This window comes from Brevibacillus sp. LEMMJ03, assembly GCF_007197875.1.
Lineage (GTDB): Bacteria > Bacillota > Bacilli > Brevibacillales > Brevibacillaceae > Brevibacillus > Brevibacillus thermoruber.
In genome coordinates this window covers 32711-51749 of sequence record NZ_VKJN01000023.1, presented here as the reverse complement: position 1 = coordinate 51749, position 19039 = coordinate 32711, and the positions used below count along the sequence as shown (strand labels likewise).

The following is a 19039-nucleotide window of genomic DNA, read 5'->3' as shown; positions in this document are numbered from 1 at the left end:
TCTCCTATTGTACTTCGAGGCACGATACCTTTTAAAATTTAACCGAACCAATGGGAACCTGATACAAGAGCAGTAATTTAACCGCTATATGGAGCGGGGTCTTACCCGGGGAAAGTTCATATTTACGAAGAGTTCTTGCGGGAATGCCAATTTCCGCAGATACTTCTTTCAAAGTAAGATTGCGAAATTTTCTCGCTTCTTTAAGAGTAATTTTTCCTTGGCCTTCCATTGGCCTCTCTCCCTCTCTTTCTTATGCTATAATCCTTACATAAACCTACGAGTTGAGGTGCAAATATGGCACTCCTGCGCGGGAGATGCCGTTTACCAGACTTGTTGGGCGACATGTCCCAAGCCGAGTTTGCCCGCCGCATGGGTGTGGCAGAGTCCACTGTTAGCAGATGGATAAAAGGCGAACGGGATATGACGTTCGAGAATGCTGTTTTGGCAGCTCGAATCCTTGGATGTCACGCAGAGGATCTTTACGAGTGGATTATTGCAGCAAAAGGTAAACGGCAGTGAGCTTTATAGCTCCTCCTCAAGCAGTTCCTTGCCATATAGGCAACCATTTAATTCTCATTTTAGTTATTTCGATTGATGGATGTTGTCGTATTTTGTCGATAAGCTGCGAATTTTTTAAACAGACTATATTTTTAACACCTAAATGAAAATTACTATGAAACACAAATCGCTTCCCACTCTCCCAAACGAGAATATGCCTATTCCCGTTTTTTATAGTATAAAACGGAAATAGGCATAATTCAACCCATCTTACCATTTTAGGTTTTCTTTATAGCCAATGATAAGCGAGATGCTGACAAATGTCAACACAAAACCATTTCAAATTTTATTTTGCGGGTAATTTGGGCTTGCTCGATGTTGTTTTTATTTTATTAGTTATGAAATCGACTGTTTGATATCTCTTACTTACATTGACCAAAAATCATCGTAGTCCACGTTCTTCCCAAGCCGCCTCAACGCCTGCATGATTTTACTTGCATTTTTCATTGACGGACGAAAAGCATCACCGCTACAAAGACGGCTGATCGTTGACTTGTTGACGCCACTCTTCTGCGACAACTCCTCCTGTGTTATGCCCTGACTGTCCAACCACTTTCCAAACTTGGACCGCTGCTTACCTAACCCAAACCACGACACGTAACTGACCTCCCTGTTTTTGTTACCAGCTTGGCCAAAAGTTGCTTTTTTCAAACGTTGCGAATTCGGGAATAATGGACAATCGCTGCTGCATCTGATAGTAACACAACAGCCCAGAGCGCACTTCAACGGTCCAATGCGCTACGTGGCAGATCACAGCAATGGGAGGTGTGGTGTGTGGCAACAGAACGCAAACAAGTCGCTTTCAACGTCGACGATCCACTGGAGAAAGCCTGCTGGGAGTACGCGAACGGCATCAACTTCAGCAAGTGGGTGAAAGATCGGCTGAAACAGGTGGTTCTGTCAATTCAAGCACAAAGGGCGCAAAAAGAAAACCGCCCCGGGGGAGGCGGTCACATCAGAGCGTAGGCAATCGCGGAAATTCCACCTATCACTAATCCGATTCCAAGACCCAGCAGCACCCGTATCATCCTCCTTCACAGTTTTTCTCATTGTCCCCTAAAAAGGCGAAAACCATACGGAGGTGCATCAGCATGATCGTGCGTATCAATGGAGTCCCGCTTACGTCAACAATCGGCACAAAACAGGCGGCGGTGGTTCTGCCCAACCCAAAGCTGCGCCAGCTCGCGACGACATTGTGGACCGTCGCGGGCGCGATGCTGACCACGCCTGCCCTGGCCGACACCGGCAGCATGGCCTCCGTCTTGAAACTATGGGGCAGCTTCAGCCCCATGTTCGGGACGATTCAGGGTCTGGCGCTCGTGATCGGTACGCTCGGCCTGCTGGTGGGTATTGTAATCGTAATATTCCAGCGCCGGGTTGGTCGGATGACCCTCATGACGGCCGGCGGGATCATACTGGGGACTGCCCTGGTGCCGTCAATGGTACTGCTCCTGTACTTCCTCGGGGCGATGCTGAACGATGCCGTACAGGCAGGGATTCGGTCGGCGTTCCTCGGGAAGTAGATTGGTTAGTCGTGAAAGTGGTCCCTCGCCCGTCGACGACAAATGAAGACGTGGAGCACTTCGCTACACCACTCGCAGACGGGTATGAGGCGATCGCGGACCTCTTGGCAACCGCCGTAGAACAATGGTGCTGGCCGGAACGTGAACGCATTTTCTGGGAAACAGTGATCTCCCGGGACCGATATGAGATCCGGATGGCGACGCGGGCGCGTACGGCCGAGATGGCCCGGCAGCAGGTGGAAGCCACCTGGCCGACTGCCGTACTGGAGCCGGCGGAAGACGACCACTTGCTGCCGTTCGGCCCAGATACGGACGCCTGGCATCTTCGCCTTCGTTTCCCGCACTTCCTGTCCCTATCCACGGACCGGCGGAAACTTGCGCCGCTTCCCTTACTTCTGGAGCTGTCTAGGCAGTTTCGCGGGGACGACTACGCTGTGATCCAATTCGGGTTCCAGGCAGCCGAACCGGACTGGTGGAAGGATGCCGCGACGGATCGGCGGGAATTCGACCGGGGACACAAACCGCGAGAATGGCGGAAAGTCGGTCACCTCTCGGAGGCGACCGAGCAGAAGTTGGCCGGGCAAGGCTTTGACTTCGTACTCCGGGTGCTCGTCCGTTCAGACGATCCGCGCCGGCGGCAGCGCCTTGGCCGCGGCCTCTGCACCGGTCTGGCAAGTCTGAATGCAGACAACCAGTTCGAAGCCCGCCGGGTACCCGGGTGGAGGTTTGGCCGTTTCCTTCGAGACGTGCGGGCCCGGAGGTTGCAGGTACCATTCTTCTCCGGCCGGCGCGACATTCTCACCCCCGCAGAGATCGGGCGCCTGCTCCAACTACCGCCGCGCTCGCTGCAGCAGGAGTACGGTATCGTCGCCGCCGTCGCACAGCGCGAAAGCAAGGTGCCGGCCGCGCTGCGCCGGGGCGGAGTGAAGATCGGGACCGTGCGGCAGAAAGATGGAGAGGTTGACGTCTTTCTACCGACAAGCAACATGGACGAATTCTGCCTCCCACACGTGGCCATCGCGGAAATGGGCGGCGGCAAGGACACGCTGGCAGCCAACCTGGTCGTCGAGGGGCGACTCCACGGAATTGGATCGTTCCTGGTCGATGTGGTCGACGAGAAGAACAGGGGCATGTCCGACCAAGTGCGAGACACCTTTGCGCCCGACGAGCTGGAGCAATACATCGAGGTCGATCTTGGAAACACGGACTGGCCGATCGCACAGGATTGGCACGAGGGCCTGGGCGCCGGCCGGGAGGCGAACCGGCGGATGGCGGCTGAGCTAAGTACCTTCCTCGGCACCGGGGACATGACCGACACGGACCATTGGCTCCGGGCGGCCGCCCGGGCGGTTGGCGGCAACCCGCTTCATATCGCTAACATGCTCTCCCCCGACCCGAACCCATACCGCGAGCAGGTATTGCGCCGGCTGCGTGTGGAGCGGCAGGTGTTCCTCGTGAGGGAGTGGGAAGCGTACACCGCGCTTGGCGAGCGCAAACAGGCACAGATTGCCGGGTATGTTCAGTCGCGCCTGGTCAAGATCATCAGCGACGACGCGATGCGCAATATCTTCTGTCAGGAGCCGAAGGTCGTCAGTGGTAAGCGCGTGGTCGACTACGCCCGATGGATGCGTGAGGGGAAAACGGTCGTGGTGAAGATCCCTAAAAAGGTCTTCATGAAGTCAGGCACCCCGCGGGTGTTCCACCACCAGCTCGTGAAGATTTGGCTCGCAAAAATGGCGATCGGCGCCGATGGACCAACGTTCCTGATCCTGAACGAAATTCACCAGATGCTAGGGGCGAACTTCGAAGCCTGCGTGGATCTCCTCGAAGACATCGTCGTCGAGGCTCGGAAGTACCGGTTAATCCCCGTATTCCTCTTCCACGATTGGGCTCAGGTACCGCGCGATCTCCGCGATATCCTTATATCTGCCGGACCGCATCTCCACCTGGGAGCGAGTAGCAAAAAGACGTACGAGGCGCTGAAAGAAGAATTGGTCGACTTCACGGGGGATGTAAGCACCGTTGTCGAGGAGTGCCTGCGGATCGAGAAAAAGGACTGGCTGCATGTCATCCGGGCTGAAGGAAAACGCCAGACGCCGTTCGTTGCTCGCGGACTTCGACCGCCGAAGGAACGCCTGTATGCCTATGAAAACTGGTACCGCGGTGAAGAGTGCGCGCGCCTGTTTGGTCGTCCAGTCGAGGAAGTTGAGGCACAACTCTACGCAACACTGTGTAGCGCAACACAGACCAACACAGCATAAAAGCCCCTTCTCAATCGAGAAAGGGCTCGTTTTTTATGCAGACAATACTTCTCCAACACCGCTGGGGCGCTGCTGCGCTGTCGCTACCAGCGTATGCGGCGGCGCGTGGGATTATGCGCGTTCATCACGCTGGTGCAGAGATTTCTTCTAAAACCGTCGTTTGTCCGCGTCAATCTCCTTTATGACACCCCATGCTGTCTCGTACACACCGGGACCGCCGCGAACTTCCCTGAACCACTTAACGGTTTTGGATCAGCCTTTCGAGGCGAACTTCGCATTCCGCTCTCAACGTCTCGACGGAGTATATCGCTTCTTGGACATGACCACGCAATCTCAACGTTACGCAGTATCCAATCGCTTGTTGCTCGGTCTTCACCACCTTGCAGCCAAGTCTGTGAAGCTCTCGGCGGTATTTGTGATGCTCCCGCTCGGCTTTGATCGAGAGTTTCTCCAGAAGTGGCTTGTATCGAAGTTTGGTTGAGGCCTGCTCCAAATGGCCAGAATCAACCATCAGAGCCTTGAAAAGCAGTCCATAGACGATATATTCGTGAAGAACATCACGCCAAGCGCCATTCTGCATGTTCCCACTTCCATCACGAACATTTGTTCCTATTATATGCGAACAAAATGCGAACGTCCAGTCCGAATCCATGTCAAAACTATGTCCGGAAAATGACCAATTTTCATGTCAAAACTATCCCCTAAAAACCGCATGATTGTTTTGACATGACTGTTTTGACATGAAAAAAGCGCAACAACACTTGATATTACGCCGTTATTCAACATTCTTACCCGGAATACCAATTGGGGGAAAATAAAGAACCGTTACCCCGTGGTTTTTCATGTAAGGCCATTCCCTTTTTAAAAAGTCGCTTTATGATAAAAACAAAGAAAGCCGTTCACGTCCGGCCAGACTGAGAAACGGCTTTCTGAGCACCAGGCAGCGCCTGATGGTTATATCTTAGCATTAGGTGCTGCCCTGGAACAATCCAGGGAGGGGATTCTATGCACGGGAATGTGGTAAGCATCGTCAAAACTCAGACCAACGATCTCTACGTGCGAGAGTTTCTACTGTACATGAAAAGCGACAAAGGGGCGCGGCCGAAGACGCTGACCGGGTATGAAATGGATCTGCGCCGCTTCATCGGCCATTTTCCCACGCAAGACGTGCTGGAGCTTCGGCAGCAGGATATTCGTGAGTACAAGTTCAGCCTCGTCGACGCCGGCCTGGCACCGCGTACCGTCAATCGGCATATGTCCGTGATCCGGTCGTTCTATGAGTACTTCGTCGATCACGACGACTACGACATCACGAAAAACCCGGCCAAAAACATCCAAGGAATGAAAGTACCGAAGACGGTGCCGATTACGCTCGGGGAGCAGCAGGCAAAAACTCTGCTGGACGGGATCATGCTGACTGGAAGGTATGCGATCCGCGATTACGCTATCTTTGCCACGTTCCTTTTTACAGGCGTTCGGGTAAGTGAGCTGATCGCCTTGAAAACATACGACGTCAACTTCGAAGAGGGGTACATCCATGTGCGGGACGGGAAAGGCGGTAAAGACCGGGTGATCCCGATGATTCCGCAGTTGGCCAACGCGCTGCAGCTTTATCTGCAAAACGGGATCGTGTATGAGGAGATTCAGAAAAAGAAGGGGAAGAGTCGGCACGAAATCAACCGGTACCGATGCGGGCGGAAGTACTTTGTCACGGATGAGGACGACCAGACGCTGTTCCTTACCAAGTACGGCAAGCCATACAGCGAGAAGGGGATCGACTGGTTGTTCAAGTCATATGCCAAGAAGCTCGGCATCTACAAGGACGGGCTCAGCCTCCATGCGCTGCGGCGTAGCTGCTTGACGTTCCTGTACAAACAGGGAGTGGACCTATTCGTCTTGAAAGAGATCAGCGGCCACGCTCGTGTCCAGACGCTGGAGCACTACCTGGCGATCGACACGAGCAAGGTCATGGACGCCATGAAAAAGCACCCGCTCCACAGCCATCAGCTTGATCATGGGCTGGTGGACATGGTGCGGCGTAAGGCGTAAATAAAAACGAGACAGCCCTCCAGTGGATTTTCTCCGCCGGAGGGCTGTCTGTTTAGCTTCTCTTTGCTCGATCTCGCACGAATTTGTACATCCACCTGACAAGCGCGGCCCATGCTGTTTTGCCGCCGACCAAAGCGAAGCCGGCGCGGATTCTTGCCGGCAGCCGGTCGTAACGATTGACAAGGGCTTGTTCTTTGTCCTCCAGGTGGGCGTACAAGCCCGGGAACACCGCCTCGATCTCGGCGATAAAGGCAGCGACGCGCGGGAACAGGTCGGCGGCCATGACGAGCAGCACCAACAGAAAAAGGGCGATCAGCGCGCCCCATTCTTGGCCAAAGACAACCACGTCTGCGAGAGTCATACTACACACACCCTTTCTTCAGCTTTACGGTTTTCGTGCCCTGATCCCACTCCACCGACAGCCCGAGGATGGCGGCCAGCTCCCGGGCCGGAGCATACGCCGTGCCACTTTCAATGCTCTCCGTCACGTCTTTTCCGTTCACGCGCACCTGCTTCGTGCAAGCGCACCACTCCACTTTGCCACCGACTGCCTCGGTTACGGACCGGACCGGCAGCCAGGATACGCCGTCACGGAGGTAGCCTTGAACCGGCAGGCGGCAGCCGTTAATCTCGATGGAAACCTTATCCACAGGTTTTTGTGCTGGTTGTGGATTTGCCGTGAGCAACTTGTGAACATCGTCCTTGAACTTCGCCCAGGCTTGCGCCGCTGTCAGGCCGGTGTACTTCCGGCCATAATCGTCCGAGACGAAATATGCCGGGCAGTTTTTGCCTGTGATGTCAAAGTGTCGCCACAGCCGGTCCACTCCCCAGCCATACCGCTTCAGGATGTCCGCAGCCAATTCCACCGTGCGCCGGTAGGTCTCCTGGAAGTTGCCGTCCGCGTTGACGCACATCTCAATCCCAATCGTGCAGTTGTTCGGATAGCTGCTCAACTTGGCTACCGCCTCCCGTTTGTACTGCTTGGCGCCGACGTGGTAGGCCATCTCGTTTTCGGGTAGGCAGCGCACAATCTGCTTGTCGTCAACGATGTAATGAGCGCTGGCCTCTGTGGTTGGCTTGTTGAAGTAGTTCCGGTTAGCAACGGCGTCTGCGCCTTTCCCTTCATTGGCCGTCCAGTGGATGACAAGGCCCCGGGGGGTGATCTTGGTCCCGGGGCGTGCGTTTTTGTTGGTGAGCAGCATGTCAACGATTTGCATGGCCATTTCCCTCCCTTTGTCTCATGGCCCGATCAGTCTTTGCTTTGATCTCAGACTCCACCAGCTTGGCGACTGCCTTTGGCACCGGCCATCCGGCTCGGGTTGCGTTGGCCGTCAGGCTGTTCCAGGTGTGATAGATGAGGCCGAACGTGACGCCGTAAAAAAGAAAGCCCGGTGTCCCCATAACACGGTCGAGCAAGTTTCCCAGGGCCGGCAGGGACAGCAGAAACAATGTCCGGGGAATACGGCTCAGGCCATATTCCGACGAATACGTTTTGTCTTTCTTCTTGGCTGCCTGGATGCCGGTTATCCAATCCAGTACGATGCAAAACAAAAGCACCACGATAATGTCAGTTCGACCGGTTCCATAGAAGTAATGGAACACAGGCGCCAGCACCGCCCCCGTTGCCGCTGCCATGGCATTTGCTTGTGTTGCGATGTTCTCAAGTTCAAGTCTTTGTACAAAGCGCAATGTGCTTCATCCTCCTCGCCACCCCCGAGGGCAAATTGAAAGCCCCGATCGGCTCGGGGCGGACTCACGGTCTTGATGAATAAGGGGGAGCCGCAGCTCCCCATGAAAAAACGCCTTTTCCGCTTTGGGAAAGGCGCTTAGAAATCCACACCGGTGATTTGCTTGAACTCCTCCAGCGTAATCTCCCCATATGGATTGGATTCAGTCCGAACAGCCAAACGCAGCTGATCGATCGTGACCCACTTGTATTTGTATGCCAGGTTCCAGAATGCCATCATGTACCACCTCCTTTCATTTGGATCAGTTCCAGCTTGATTAATGCCAACTGCTGCCCCAGGGTTTGAATGGTTGCGTCCTTTTCAATATTGTCCAACTTCAACCTGATGAGCTCCTGCCCCATTGTCAGGACAGGATCTTCCTGCTCCTCCTGACGAATCACAGTTATTGGCTTTACGTTTTGGAACTTCATCAATCAAACGCACCTCCAAAACCGTCCAGTCTTACACGCTCTGTTGCTGTGCCTTTGGCGATGCGCACCCAGATGTTGATGCGCCAACTCTCAGCGGTCTTTTGCTGGTTTTGGAAAAGGTGACCGCGACCGGCGAGAACCGCTGCAGTCATATCCTCCCAGGTCGGCGATTGGTCCATTGCATTGTTGCACACTCGGACAAACTCGATCGAGGAGCCCGGCGGCAGGTACCGTTCCAGCGTGACAAGCACGCGCTTTGGCATCCCGTCAAGAGTGAAGTGCGCCTCCACATCGGGGTTGTCAAAGTCCAGCATGAACTCGATGTGGGTTTCCTTTCGGGTAAATGTGAACGTTCTCGTTGATGTCAGCCCTTTGCTGTCGGTCGCCTCCACGGTCAAGCTGTGCGGCGTGTCCAAATCCAGCCGAATCCAAAGGTCATGCGGGATCGTTACGGTCTCCTTCCGACCAGGTACGCCCTCAAATGACCGGATTACCTTTCCGTCGATCTTCTCCGTTATGGTGAAAGGGTTGCCCTCCGGATCAGTGACGCTGTAGGTTTTGCTCGGCGGCTCCATGATCGTACCCAAATCCTCGTTAGCTCCGCTGATTGAAGGTGGCCGGTTCCAGATGACGCGGAACTTGCGTGTGACTTCCGCGCTCTTGCCGCCCTGGTCGTCCTCAGCCCATACGGTAAGGGTGTGGTCAACGCCCTCGGCCAGATCGGCGCCGACGATGTCCGTGGAACCATCCCGCAGCCGCTTGTTGCTAAATGTCAGCGACTTGGCAAAAGAAATAGGCGTGCTTCCGTTGGATACTCCGGAGGCAATCGCCCTTGTCGTGCCATTGTTGATCTTGTACTTGACCGTCACCACATTGCCGTTGTCGGTATCCGCTGCGCTACCTTCGATCTTGTATTGGTTACCTTCCGATAATGTTTGATTATCGGTAGGACTGGTCAGAGTTACAGAGGGGGCAGTGTTCAGAACTTCAAGGACGGGGCGCCAACCGACGCTGATGCTGCGACCCGTGACGTAGTGGTAGTACCAGTAGCGAGCCGAATTGGAGCCGCGAAGAGCGCGGTAGGAGGAGTTCCCCGTATACGTTTCCTGCACCCACGAATACATGCCGAACCAGTTCCATGCTTGGTTGTGCGTGCTGGACTGATCTGTCGTATTCAGAGTAGTATCCAAGTCCGTAGAAGTAGGAACCGGGAGCCCGGAGATCGCTTCCTCGCGGGTGATGAACCGATCCCATTCGTTGGCGGAGGGCGATCCGCCTGCATAGTAATCGCCGTTTCTGTTGTTGCTTCCCCCGGTGAGCAGCCTGCAAAGGTATTGCTGACCGTCGATGGTGATCGTTTTGCCTGTGACGAGGCTCTGACCATTCAGATCATCCCAGCTCACATTCGCCAAGATGACGCGGTCGCAAATGAGCAGCGTTTTCGACCCGTCTTTGATTTTGTGCCATTTCAATCTTTGCGCCGCGTTTCCGGGAGTGTTGCCGATTGTCCACTTCGTCATATCGGCCAAAGTGTTGAAGTCAGGAATGTCCCCAACCCCGACTCCAGAAACCGGCTCCGAATCAATCCTCCACGGTTTTGTCGGCCTGTTCTGGACGACCCCATTCTTGTACAGACCGCCCAATTCAACGATTCCCAAGTATTCTGCCGCCAAACTTCATCTCTCCTTCCACTTTGATATAGGGATACCTTTCAAATATCTTCTTCGCGAGGTTGTAGCTATTGCTATGCCTTGCATGTCCAAGCCAAGAATTAACGGCTTGTTGTACGTCTTGTTTTCTGATAAGCCTTGCTTTCAATTTGCGATCCATCGCTTTTATGCGGCGCTTCATCGCTCGTTTGGACTGATCGCGCACTTTTCGATGCGTTGTCCAAATCTTAAAGCCATAAGCGTTCACGCCGTTATCCGAAAGTTTCCTCATGCTGGAATCACACCTCCAGGCGGGCCTGTGCCTCATTGAAGTAACCACGAGTGAGCACAACTCCATCAAGTGTCGTGAACACTTTTGAGAACAGGTTGTGCGTGAAGCTGTCCGGGAATGTGGACTTGATAAGCTGCACCTCGTTCCTGAGACTCGAAATGGCCGCCTCAAATTCGCCGCGTGTAATGTGGATGTCTTTGTTGTTTACATGCTCATCGAAGTCAGAAACTGCAACAAAGGCTGTTGAGGGAATAGTTGCCGTCACCTCAGTTGCACTGCCGACAACCACGTTGATCTGAAACTCCCGAGAGAACGGGCCTGCCGCGATCGCCGGGATGTAGTCTCCATTGCTCCCGGCATTCGCGTAGGCGTACAAGATCTCCCCGTAATCCGGATCATTGGCGTACAACCCGAGCTCGCAGGAATAGGTTGTCTGTGTGATCTCCATGTTTGAGAAAACACCCTTGACGTGAGCCGTGTCTCCGGTCGCCGTGATTGAGTTTATTTCAAAGTAGCCGATCGGACGGACTAGCTCCGTTAGACACCTTGGGTCCCCAGAGTACGAACCGGAACCGATCCCCATCTTCGTGAAGACGAGCGGAGATCCGGTCTGCGCCTTCGCATACAGCCTCCTGCCCAAATCGGTGATAACCATCTGTCCGTATAACGCCATTTACTCCGCCCTCCTTTTGATCTACTCTGGAACCTCACAAGCAATCTGTACCACATCCCTTTCTGTCACGAGCATCCCCACGTAATCAACTCGGCTGAGTTCGGACTCCCAGGCGATGTCTAAGCGTACCCCTGTTGGCTTCGGGATGATGTATCCGACGGTCACCAGGTGGACGCTTTGCAATCCGAGCTCGCCCCGGATGGTTGCCTTCATGCTCATGTCTTGGTTATCCGTGATCCGCAATTTTGCACCGGGAAACAGATCATCCCATAACTCGTATATTTTCGGTATCGTTCCGTCCCACTGGTTCTGCGCGATCTTGGCTTTCAACGCGGTACGGTAGTCCTCGTCGTTCAGTACTGGAGACGTGCCGTCGGGAAGCTGGAAAGGCAGATACCTTGTTCTGCCGATCAGCTCTCCTTGAGTGTCCAGCTGCACCCCAACAGCATTCTCAATGTCAAACGCGCTTGGTATGCTGTTTGCTGCAGTGGCCGCGGCGTCTATTTTTTCAAGCAAGACGGTCGCCCAGCGGATAAACTTGTCTTTGTCGCGATGTTGAGAAGTGATCAAGTCCAGATACGGCGTGATAGACATGCCCCGCCTCCTATCCTGCAATGTTAACTGTAACGTTCTCAGGTGAGCACCTGGCCGCCTCGTTAAAGAGAAGCGCAATATCGGTAGTCCCTTGCGGCTCTCCCGCCCTTGCAGCCGTCAAACTGACGATGGAGAAGTACGGGTTTGTCGGAACCCGGTTGGCTTGCAAAGCTGCGCCCCACAGGCTGGATATGGCCAAACTGCTGCCGATCTGCAGGCTGTTGATGAACTCGGCCACGTATTCGGTGATATCGCCGGCCGTTTGAGTGGTATAACCGGTCAGCCTCCTCACGCTTACTACAACGTCTATATCCACGTAAGCCGGCCGGAAAAATCTAATCGGGGTGGACTCTCCGTACTTATCCGTTACCGTTACGATCGTCGTGCCATTGGTATTGCAGCCAGGCGTCTTCCGATTGAAGAGGGTTTGAGCTATATCCTCATCGGCGCCGCCTTCAACGACAGCAGTAATTGAGTGTGGAGGGTGCCTCATTTCGTTTTCCTCATCTGTGTCGTTTTCGTACACCTCATAGCGCGTGACGCCGCTTATCGCTGCGATGCCGCCTTTTATACCCTCCAGCACCGTTCGGCTTGGATTGGCCGTGCTGATCGCCTGGCGGGCACGTAGCTGTGGATCTGTTTCGGTGTGCCTTCCCGGGATCGCCGGCTCGGGGTTCGTCACACTGGTCCAACCCAGGGTCGGTGTGACAATTCCGGTAATAGTGTTGGGGGCCGCCTCGATTGGCCCGGGCACCTGACAAGTGGCTACCGTAGTAACGATCCCGTTTGAACCGATTGTCACTGGAGACAGCAATACCCACTGATTCCCGCCTGCATCAGAGACAACTCCATTCGTGATAAGCGTTCCGGGCGTACCAGTCAGTACCACCGTTGCTTTCGAGGCTGTGCTTTTCAGACGCCTTATGCCGTTTACTCCTACGATGACATCCAGTCCCGTACCTACGGCGGTTGATGGCCCCCTGCTGTTGTAAACGGCTTGGCAGGTTAGGTAGGCGTCATATAGCTTGTTTGCAAAAACGGAGATGAGTTGATAATCCTGGCTGTCGTTTCCGAGATAGATGTCCTGACCAAATATTTGCTTGGCTTGATCGATCAACTCGTCACGGATGTCTGTGTAACTTGGTATGTGGAAGCCGGTTTCGTCGATGTATGGTGTGAAGTAGGCCATTTTCCTTTTCACCTCCATCAGAACGTAGTCGTAATCGGGATCGTCTCGCCGAATGTCGTTTCTACACTACACTGGCAAGAGTACGCGCGGCCATCGTATGAGCTTTGAAAATCTACAATTCTGGAGACATGTGGCGTGCCCATGATCCGTTCTTGTACGAGCAAATCAACCGCTCGCAGACTATCCGGATGCCCTTTTACCCCGAGGATGTGTTGAAAGAGAGGTAGGCCATCGTCCATCTGCTCCCACCATTCGTTCATGAGAAGTTTCAAGCGCGTGTTGATAGCCTGTTTAACAGCATCCGCGCCGGACAAGAATGGAAGGCCCATGGTGTAGTCTCCGCCGACCATCGGACGATAGATCATGTATCAACCTTCCCTCCTCCGTTTATCCAGCTGTTGTAGTGCTCGCTATCCGTGATATTCACACCGTTCACGCGGACCCGCGGCGCGACAAGATCAATCGCGTCCTCTGTGATGCGGACAAACTGCGCTCTGCTCTCATCGCGCAGCTCCACGTGTTTGGTTGAATAGTCCTGCAGACGTCTCGGCTGGGACCACAACCCGGGGATGGCGATCGCATCCGAGAGGTCATGCCGGCGCTTCTCAATCTGGTTTTGCACCCCTCCCAGACTAAACCACGCGTCGATGCACATGTCCGAAAAGACCACCAGGCACTCATCGCCAGCTCGGACCGGAAACGTGAGGACATACCCGCCGCCCCGAGGGAAGACGATCGGAACGTCCTGCAGCGAAGGAATGGCTGTCCAGGCGTACTCCATGTTCTCCTGCCGCACGTGCTCACGAAGTGCAATCTGTACCGTGGCTGTTTGCGTAATCGGATCAAAGTCTTGTATGATGCCGGGGACACTGACACGAAGTGAGTTAAAAACCTTATCGAGCAACGTGTTATAAAACTCAATGCTGTTTTCTTTTATACGCTCGCTGACGGGGACTGACAAATGACTCACCTCCAAGGATTTGCACTGGGCGACGACATCAGGCCCGGTACGACGCCACCGGCTTGGGAAACGGCTGTACACTCCGTGTACCACGTATCACCTCGGGTATCACCGGTGTGGCGCAGCTCAATTATCCGGTAAATCCCCTCTGCATCCAGCGCACGCGGAATCTGACCGAACTGGTAAGTCTGCGCTTGAATCAGGCTGTTGTTGATCCGAACAAGCGAGTTGAGTTTCAATCGCGGATTGAGCAGGCACTTAAAGCTCACCCCGTAATCGCTCTGCTGCGGTGTGCCAATCAAGCCCGACTCCGGAGCCAGGTCAACGATTTCGTTTGGCGGATAATCGGTCGCCTGGATGATATTTACCTTGCCGTCCTCCATGTAGAACGTAGCAGCGTTTGAATGGGCCAACTGCCTCAAATAGTCCTTTGCCGTACCGAAGAACACTTTACCGCGCGTAAGCTTGGCCGTTGAGAGGCCATCCGAGATAAATCCCAATTCCATTGGCAGCCTGGCTTTGCTGGCGACATTTTGGACAATATCCCGAGAGGTTTGCCCCTTGGACACAGAAAAAGCGACAAAGCCAAAGTTGAGCGCTCTGTCGCTGTCTATGGAGTTCAACGTTAGCTTGTACGTCACACCGTCTTCTTTGCCGCGGATCGGCTGAACAACATCCCCCCGAAAAATCAGTCCGTATTGCTCGCCTTCATATCCTGCCTCAAGGATGATGGTATCCCCTTCATTTATGATCTGGTTCTCTGTCTCGGCGCTCAAGTTGTAGATGGTCACCGTTGAAAACTGCGGCTGCATCATGGTCTTTTGAACATCAAATGTGCACCTCAACTGTGATACGTCAAGCGCCGTACCTTTCGAGTTAGCTACCAGTACACGGTATCGTCGCCCATACAGGACGTTACCGTACCTTTGGCTGTTCGCAACCACACCGTAGTTTGTTGAGGGGATCACCACATCATTGAATTGGCTCGGGGCTTGATCGCTGCCAAAGCCCCCATATACAGACCCGATAGGAGCAGACGCGACGGCTGCGGCGCCAGCCCCGCCGGTGTACTTTAAATAGATGTTTAAACGACGCTGGTAATCGGAATCCGGGATCTTCGGGCCGACATATATTTTGGAAAACTCTCGAAAATCGCCTTTGGCCGCTTTCCAAGCCCTGCCGATCACACGTACAGCTACGGCCGTAGCAAAGTGGTCATTGCTCAGGACAAGTTTGGTCTGCTCCTGCAATGTTGATGGCCAAACCAGGTGAAATCGTTCAGCTGCCCACTTGAAAGAGTCCGTATGCCACTTCGGCCACACTTGTCCAGGGCCCAGAGCGTTTCCATGGTCGCCCGTTATATTCCTGAAATTCGTCTCTGCTTCCAGTGTAGCCAGTACGATATTGACATCTACACCCTGTACCTGTGCTTCATAAATAGCGAGGCTCTTGATGTCTGCCACGCCACCATCTCCCCCCAAATCTGACGAAAAGAAAAACGCCCCAAAAGGAGCGGTTTAATGAAAGTAATCATATTTTCACTTGCATCCGGCCGTTTTCCCAGTAACTGTTTAATTTAAGATCTATGTGCTCATTTCCATCGTATACCCTTAAAATGCAGGTAGAAGGGTCGACCTTTTCAGATACCCCAAAGCAGACATTCACGGTAATGGGCAATAGCTTTTGGAGGGGATAAACAAAAAATTGTTGTACCCATAAAGATTCCTCATCGAGCCCGATTTCAGCAGCCCCGATTTCTCGACCGTCTGGAAGTACCAATTTAAAAATTATAGTATCTCTTTGGTCTGCAGGCACAAGGCTAGTAACACCAAGCTGCAGGACCAAATCATACCTACTGTTAGTGAGCTTCGCTTCCTGATACAATCCTTTCCGGACTCTTACAAACGTCCGGCCAGTCGAAGCCATATCAACTGTGTCTGGAAATGTCTTCAAAAGGTTTGCATAGTTATCTTCTACAAATTTTCTTTTGTCTTTAGCCTCTGCAATATCTTTAGCTGTGGCCGGCAACCCCCTGATTGGTTGTTCTTTCTGCAGAGTTGTCACTGTGTTTGCTTTCATCGGGGTCTCAGCTGCATACGCTACATTCGCAGTGAGCGAAGCTACAATAAATACCGCGAGAAGCACTCTTAAAAAGCTCATCCAATTACCCCCTAATTTATTGATTAACGGTATACTACCATAAAAAGGAGGGTTTTTTGTAGAATTTTGCTAATGATCGTATTTTGGAAAGGACCCTTTACTCAATTTATGAGGTATTGTCTCCCCATAACACGAAATGGTCTCTTCCCAAAGATTCAAATGTAGGCATTGTGCCATCACCCGTAACCGAAACGAGCACTGCACTTCCAATCTCCAAATAGCTATATTGACTCAACAAGTTAGCAGCAGGATATTCTCCTGGCAGCAAAGGTAAAGAATCAACCAATAACTTTCCCGTTTCATGGTCGGTAATAGACATAAACCAGTACCCACCCGGTGTGTTGTACGTCAAAGAAAAATCCAGTGTGATGTTCTTGGAATCGACAGGAAGCGTGCAAGTAAAGTTTTGATTCATGGACGGGACAATCGGCAAGATAGTGATCGGCATAAAATCACCCTCCAAACAATTTGCTCATCGCCTTGTCAACCCCCCATTGCTTTAGAACACTCTGATTAGGGTCGCCGGGTTCCAACTTCCCACGATTTGCCCGATCCGTCACAGCCGGTTTGCTGCTGATCTTCACCGTCCGCACCTGCGCGACGATGATCTCTCGCAGAGTCACTGTGCACCGCAGCCCCCACAGCGTCGTGAAATCGTCAGGTGCAGAGATCTCTTCTATGAGCATGTTTTGGTACAAACCCAAACGGGTGTGCACCTGGAGCGGAACGCGCAAGGCCTGCAGTTCTTGCAACACCTTGAACGCTTGCACGGACCGGCTCCAGCCGCCCGTAAACTGACCTGGTATGAGACCGGTCGCCGTGTCCGACATCCCGATCTCCATGGTCAGCTCTTTGGGTTGTAGAAAAGCGTGATCCGTGAGTGCAGCTCCCGTCTGGACCGGGTGTTGGGTGATGTTCAGACGGCTGGTGTGCGTCGATCGCAAGAAAGCGTCAAAAAACCAGCCGCCGATGTTGGTCTTCAGGTAGACGAGCGACGCGATAGGCTGAGAGCTGAGGTCCAGAATTGGATTGATCGCCATACAATCACTCCTATCCGAAAGCGGGACGCATGCTGCGGATATTCATGCCCGTCCATATTTGCCCTACTTCTTGAGCAGCAGCTTTCGGGTCAGTGCTGGTAATGTAGAACGTAGGTTTGTTTTCGGTCCTGATGATTGTTTGATTGGAAGTCGTGCTTGCTGTGTACATGTAGCTGCTCGGCAGTCCGCCCATACTCATATCATGGTACTGTCGGAGAGCTTCCGGGTTAATCATCATGGCCAGCAGGTTAAAACCTTTGTTCAGGTCCTGATTGAAACTGCGGAACCCCTTTACAAGCTCCGATTCATTCAGCGCCTTTTTGAATGATGGCTCCATTCCCTTTGGTAGGTTAGTGACACTGGTATTGATCTTGTCTGCTTGTTTGCTTGACTCGGCTGTACCAGAGAGAAACGGATTCGGTGCGTTCTCATCCACAAACATGAAGTTGAAAAAGTCTTTGATCTTCCCGCCGTAGCGCTGGCCGAACTCAGCTTCCCGTTTCCTCAGAGCGTCCTGCTCTTTTAAAGCCTGCTGCAGCCCCTCGTCGTCCCCGGATAGCCATGCACGTGCAATCTTTATGCTGTTTGTGATGCCGTCGATCGTATTCTTGACCAGTTCAAGCGCGAACTTCAGCGTCCCGGACACGAAGTTCCCGATCCCCTCCAAAACGCTCTGCACTTCTTCCAGTTCCAAAAACTTGGAGACCAGATCGGCTACCCAGCCAATCGTTTCGTTGATCTCTTTACCGAGATCAATGACCGAGTCGATCAATCCGGATAAGATTCCTTCGTCATTCAACTCGTCAAAGAAAGCCGTAACCCAGCCCCACAGACCTTGCACAATCTTGAACAACAGCCCAAACGTTGACGACCACGCGCTCTCCAGGGTATCGAGATAGCCGCGCTCTTGCAACTTGTTGTAGAGCTGCTGCAACCAACCCCATGCTCGTTTAAGCCAGTCCTCGATCGTTCGAAATACGTTGTCAAACGCTTTTCCCAACCGATCGATGGCGCCAGTGTCTTTGAGGAGCTTGTAAAAGTCCTGCAGCTTCTTCCACAGCGGGCCGAGAGCACTTTCGCCGCCTTCCAGAAACGTGTAAAAGTCGTCAAGAAGCAAAAGCAACGACGTCAAAAGGGCGAATATGATTCCAAGCGGCCCTGTTTTCAGCAGTACGGCCAGCCCTAGCAAAGACGCTCCGATGATCTTGATAGTCCGCGGGATACGATCGCCGAGTTCTGAGACTAGCCGAAGCACATCAGCACCTGCATGAATGAAGGTCGCACCGAGACGACCAACCCAACTCAGTACCTGTGCGATATTCTTCGACCAATTCGGCATGTTCTGGATAACGTTTTTGTTCATGGCCTGCAAAGTGGTTTTAACCCTCACCAACGGCCCTTCCAGGTACTTGAACAGGTAATAGCCGATCCACTGCAGCCCATATGTCGCTTCCAGGCGCAGCCGTTGAAACTCGAACTGGATCGACCGTATGAACTTCATCTGGTTCTGAAACTCAGGTGGAGGCTTCATCTCGTTTATCGTGGAACGGAGCTGCTGAAAGTTCCGCATGAGCTCTGGACTGAGGTATAGGTCTTCGATCGTAGCGCCCATGGCCTTTAGAGTGTTGCTCAGCTCTGCTGCAGCATCCTTTGATAGCCACATCCGCCGGGCGAACTTCTCAGTCTCCAGATCGGCTTTTGCCAGACTGCCGAGAAAGGTCAGGATACCGATGCTCGCGGTGGCCATCGCGCTGACAACAGCCGTACTCGCCAGGGCGAAGTTTCGGATTGTCGACCCCGCAAAGCTTTTGACGCCTTGTTCGAGCGTATTGATCGTTTTATCTGCTGCGTCAAATGACTTCTTGTCTACCTGCATCCCGAGCGAGACCAAGTACTCTTTGATCACGTCAATCATCTTAGCGTCCCCCCTTC

The 19039-nt window shown here is 53.2% G+C and carries 25 protein-coding genes; 5 read left to right on the top strand and 20 right to left on the bottom strand.

The genetic code is table 11. The annotated features are described in order from the left end of the window. Positions 1-31: 31 nt before the first annotated feature. Complete coding sequence (locus FOI68_RS20785) at positions 32-229, bottom strand: helix-turn-helix domain-containing protein (RefSeq protein ID WP_035295090.1); 198 nt, start codon at positions 227-229, stop codon at positions 32-34. A gap of 65 nt (positions 230-294) precedes the next feature. Here FOI68_RS20785 and FOI68_RS20780 point away from each other — a divergent pair, with 65 nt between their 5' ends. Continuing rightward, on the top strand, positions 295-519 hold the full coding sequence (locus tag FOI68_RS20780) for a helix-turn-helix domain-containing protein (protein WP_035295093.1): 225 nt from the start codon (positions 295-297) through the stop codon (positions 517-519). Between the two features lie 405 nt (positions 520-924). Here FOI68_RS20780 and FOI68_RS20775 read toward each other — a convergent pair whose 3' ends face one another. Beyond that, entirely contained in the window at positions 925-1155 is a 231-nt protein-coding gene (locus tag FOI68_RS20775) for a helix-turn-helix domain-containing protein (RefSeq protein WP_035295095.1), read from the bottom strand. Positions 1156-1332: 177 nt separating this feature from the next. Between FOI68_RS20775 and FOI68_RS20770 the strand changes: the two genes are divergently transcribed. The 3 genes from FOI68_RS20770 (at position 1333) to FOI68_RS20760 (ending at position 4342) form a co-directional block, all read left to right on the top strand. Then, complete coding sequence (locus FOI68_RS20770) at positions 1333-1524, top strand: hypothetical protein (protein WP_035295098.1); 192 nt, start codon at positions 1333-1335, stop codon at positions 1522-1524. A gap of 125 nt (positions 1525-1649) precedes the next feature. Further along, positions 1650-2081: a hypothetical protein gene (locus tag FOI68_RS20765; RefSeq protein ID WP_143864172.1), complete on the top strand. Its 432-nt coding sequence runs from the start codon at positions 1650-1652 to the stop codon at positions 2079-2081. 104 nt (positions 2082-2185) lie between these two features. Further along, entirely contained in the window at positions 2186-4342 is a 2157-nt protein-coding gene (locus tag FOI68_RS20760; RefSeq protein ID WP_143864171.1) for a type IV secretory system conjugative DNA transfer family protein, read from the top strand. A gap of 238 nt (positions 4343-4580) precedes the next feature. Here the strand turns inward: FOI68_RS20760 and FOI68_RS20755 are convergent, their stop codons facing one another. Then, positions 4581-4922, bottom strand: coding sequence for a YhjD family protein (locus FOI68_RS20755; RefSeq protein WP_143864170.1), 342 nt, complete (start codon positions 4920-4922; stop codon positions 4581-4583). 425 nt (positions 4923-5347) lie between these two features. On the opposite strand from FOI68_RS20755, the gene FOI68_RS20750 reads away from it, so the two are divergent. Continuing rightward, positions 5348-6391 carry a tyrosine-type recombinase/integrase gene (locus FOI68_RS20750; RefSeq protein ID WP_143864169.1) on the top strand — a complete coding sequence of 348 codons (1044 nt, stop codon included), beginning with the start codon at positions 5348-5350 and terminating at the stop codon, positions 6389-6391. 52 nt (positions 6392-6443) lie between these two features. Here FOI68_RS20750 and FOI68_RS20745 read toward each other — a convergent pair whose 3' ends face one another. The 17 genes from FOI68_RS20745 to FOI68_RS20665 form a co-directional block, all read right to left on the bottom strand. After that, positions 6444-6752, bottom strand: coding sequence for a hypothetical protein (locus FOI68_RS20745; protein ID WP_143864168.1), 309 nt, complete (start codon positions 6750-6752; stop codon positions 6444-6446). A 1-nt stretch (position 6753) separates the two neighbouring features. After that, the gene (locus FOI68_RS20740) at positions 6754-7608 is read right to left on the bottom strand and encodes an N-acetylmuramoyl-L-alanine amidase (RefSeq protein ID WP_143864167.1); all 855 of its coding nucleotides are present in this window, start codon (positions 7606-7608) and stop codon (positions 6754-6756) included. Next, positions 7595-8026: a phage holin family protein gene (locus FOI68_RS20735; protein ID WP_143864180.1), complete on the bottom strand. Its 432-nt coding sequence runs from the start codon at positions 8024-8026 to the stop codon at positions 7595-7597. The genes FOI68_RS20740 and FOI68_RS20735 overlap by 14 nt, the downstream gene beginning before the upstream one ends. A 191-nt stretch (positions 8027-8217) precedes the next feature. Beyond that, on the bottom strand, positions 8218-8358 hold the full coding sequence (locus FOI68_RS20730; protein WP_370512161.1) for an XkdX family protein: 141 nt from the start codon (positions 8356-8358) through the stop codon (positions 8218-8220). Continuing rightward, positions 8355-8549: a hypothetical protein gene (locus FOI68_RS20725; protein WP_143864178.1), complete on the bottom strand. Its 195-nt coding sequence runs from the start codon at positions 8547-8549 to the stop codon at positions 8355-8357. The genes FOI68_RS20730 and FOI68_RS20725 overlap by 4 nt, the downstream gene beginning before the upstream one ends. Then, on the bottom strand, positions 8549-10222 hold the full coding sequence (locus FOI68_RS20720) for an Ig-like domain-containing protein (RefSeq protein ID WP_143864166.1): 1674 nt from the start codon (positions 10220-10222) through the stop codon (positions 8549-8551). Before FOI68_RS20720 ends, FOI68_RS20725 begins: the two co-directional genes overlap by 1 nt. Further along, on the bottom strand, positions 10194-10490 hold the full coding sequence (locus FOI68_RS20715; protein WP_238810887.1) for a hypothetical protein: 297 nt from the start codon (positions 10488-10490) through the stop codon (positions 10194-10196). The genes FOI68_RS20720 and FOI68_RS20715 overlap by 29 nt, the downstream gene beginning before the upstream one ends. A 7-nt stretch (positions 10491-10497) precedes the next feature. Beyond that, on the bottom strand, positions 10498-11163 hold the full coding sequence (locus FOI68_RS20710; RefSeq protein WP_143864165.1) for a hypothetical protein: 666 nt from the start codon (positions 11161-11163) through the stop codon (positions 10498-10500). A 21-nt stretch (positions 11164-11184) separates the two neighbouring features. Beyond that, positions 11185-11757, bottom strand: a complete 573-nt coding sequence (locus FOI68_RS20705; protein ID WP_143864164.1) for a baseplate wedge 1 family protein — start codon at positions 11755-11757, stop codon at positions 11185-11187. A gap of 10 nt (positions 11758-11767) precedes the next feature. Continuing rightward, on the bottom strand, positions 11768-12946 hold the full coding sequence (locus FOI68_RS20700) for a baseplate J/gp47 family protein (RefSeq protein WP_143864163.1): 1179 nt from the start codon (positions 12944-12946) through the stop codon (positions 11768-11770). Between the two features lie 17 nt (positions 12947-12963). Then, positions 12964-13311, bottom strand: a complete 348-nt coding sequence (locus FOI68_RS20695; protein WP_143864162.1) for a contractile injection system sheath initiator — start codon at positions 13309-13311, stop codon at positions 12964-12966. Further along, positions 13308-13907 carry a Gp138 family membrane-puncturing spike protein gene (locus FOI68_RS20690; protein ID WP_185973991.1) on the bottom strand — a complete coding sequence of 200 codons (600 nt, stop codon included), beginning with the start codon at positions 13905-13907 and terminating at the stop codon, positions 13308-13310. Before FOI68_RS20690 ends, FOI68_RS20695 begins: the two co-directional genes overlap by 4 nt. Before the next feature lie 5 nt (positions 13908-13912). Next, positions 13913-15370 carry a phage protein gene (locus FOI68_RS20685; protein WP_143864161.1) on the bottom strand — a complete coding sequence of 486 codons (1458 nt, stop codon included), beginning with the start codon at positions 15368-15370 and terminating at the stop codon, positions 13913-13915. 67 nt (positions 15371-15437) lie between these two features. Next, positions 15438-16067, bottom strand: coding sequence for a hypothetical protein (locus tag FOI68_RS20680; protein ID WP_143864160.1), 630 nt, complete (start codon positions 16065-16067; stop codon positions 15438-15440). Positions 16068-16173: 106 nt separating this feature from the next. Then, positions 16174-16515 (bottom strand): phage baseplate plug family protein, encoded by a 342-nt coding sequence (locus tag FOI68_RS20675; protein ID WP_051967786.1) that lies wholly within the window; start codon positions 16513-16515, stop codon positions 16174-16176. Between the two features lie 4 nt (positions 16516-16519). Further along, positions 16520-17107, bottom strand: a complete 588-nt coding sequence (locus FOI68_RS20670) for a phage baseplate protein (RefSeq protein ID WP_044898778.1) — start codon at positions 17105-17107, stop codon at positions 16520-16522. 10 nt (positions 17108-17117) lie between these two features. Then, positions 17118-19022: a phage tail protein gene (locus tag FOI68_RS20665; RefSeq protein ID WP_143864159.1), complete on the bottom strand. Its 1905-nt coding sequence runs from the start codon at positions 19020-19022 to the stop codon at positions 17118-17120. Between the last annotated feature and the right edge of the window lie 17 nt (positions 19023-19039).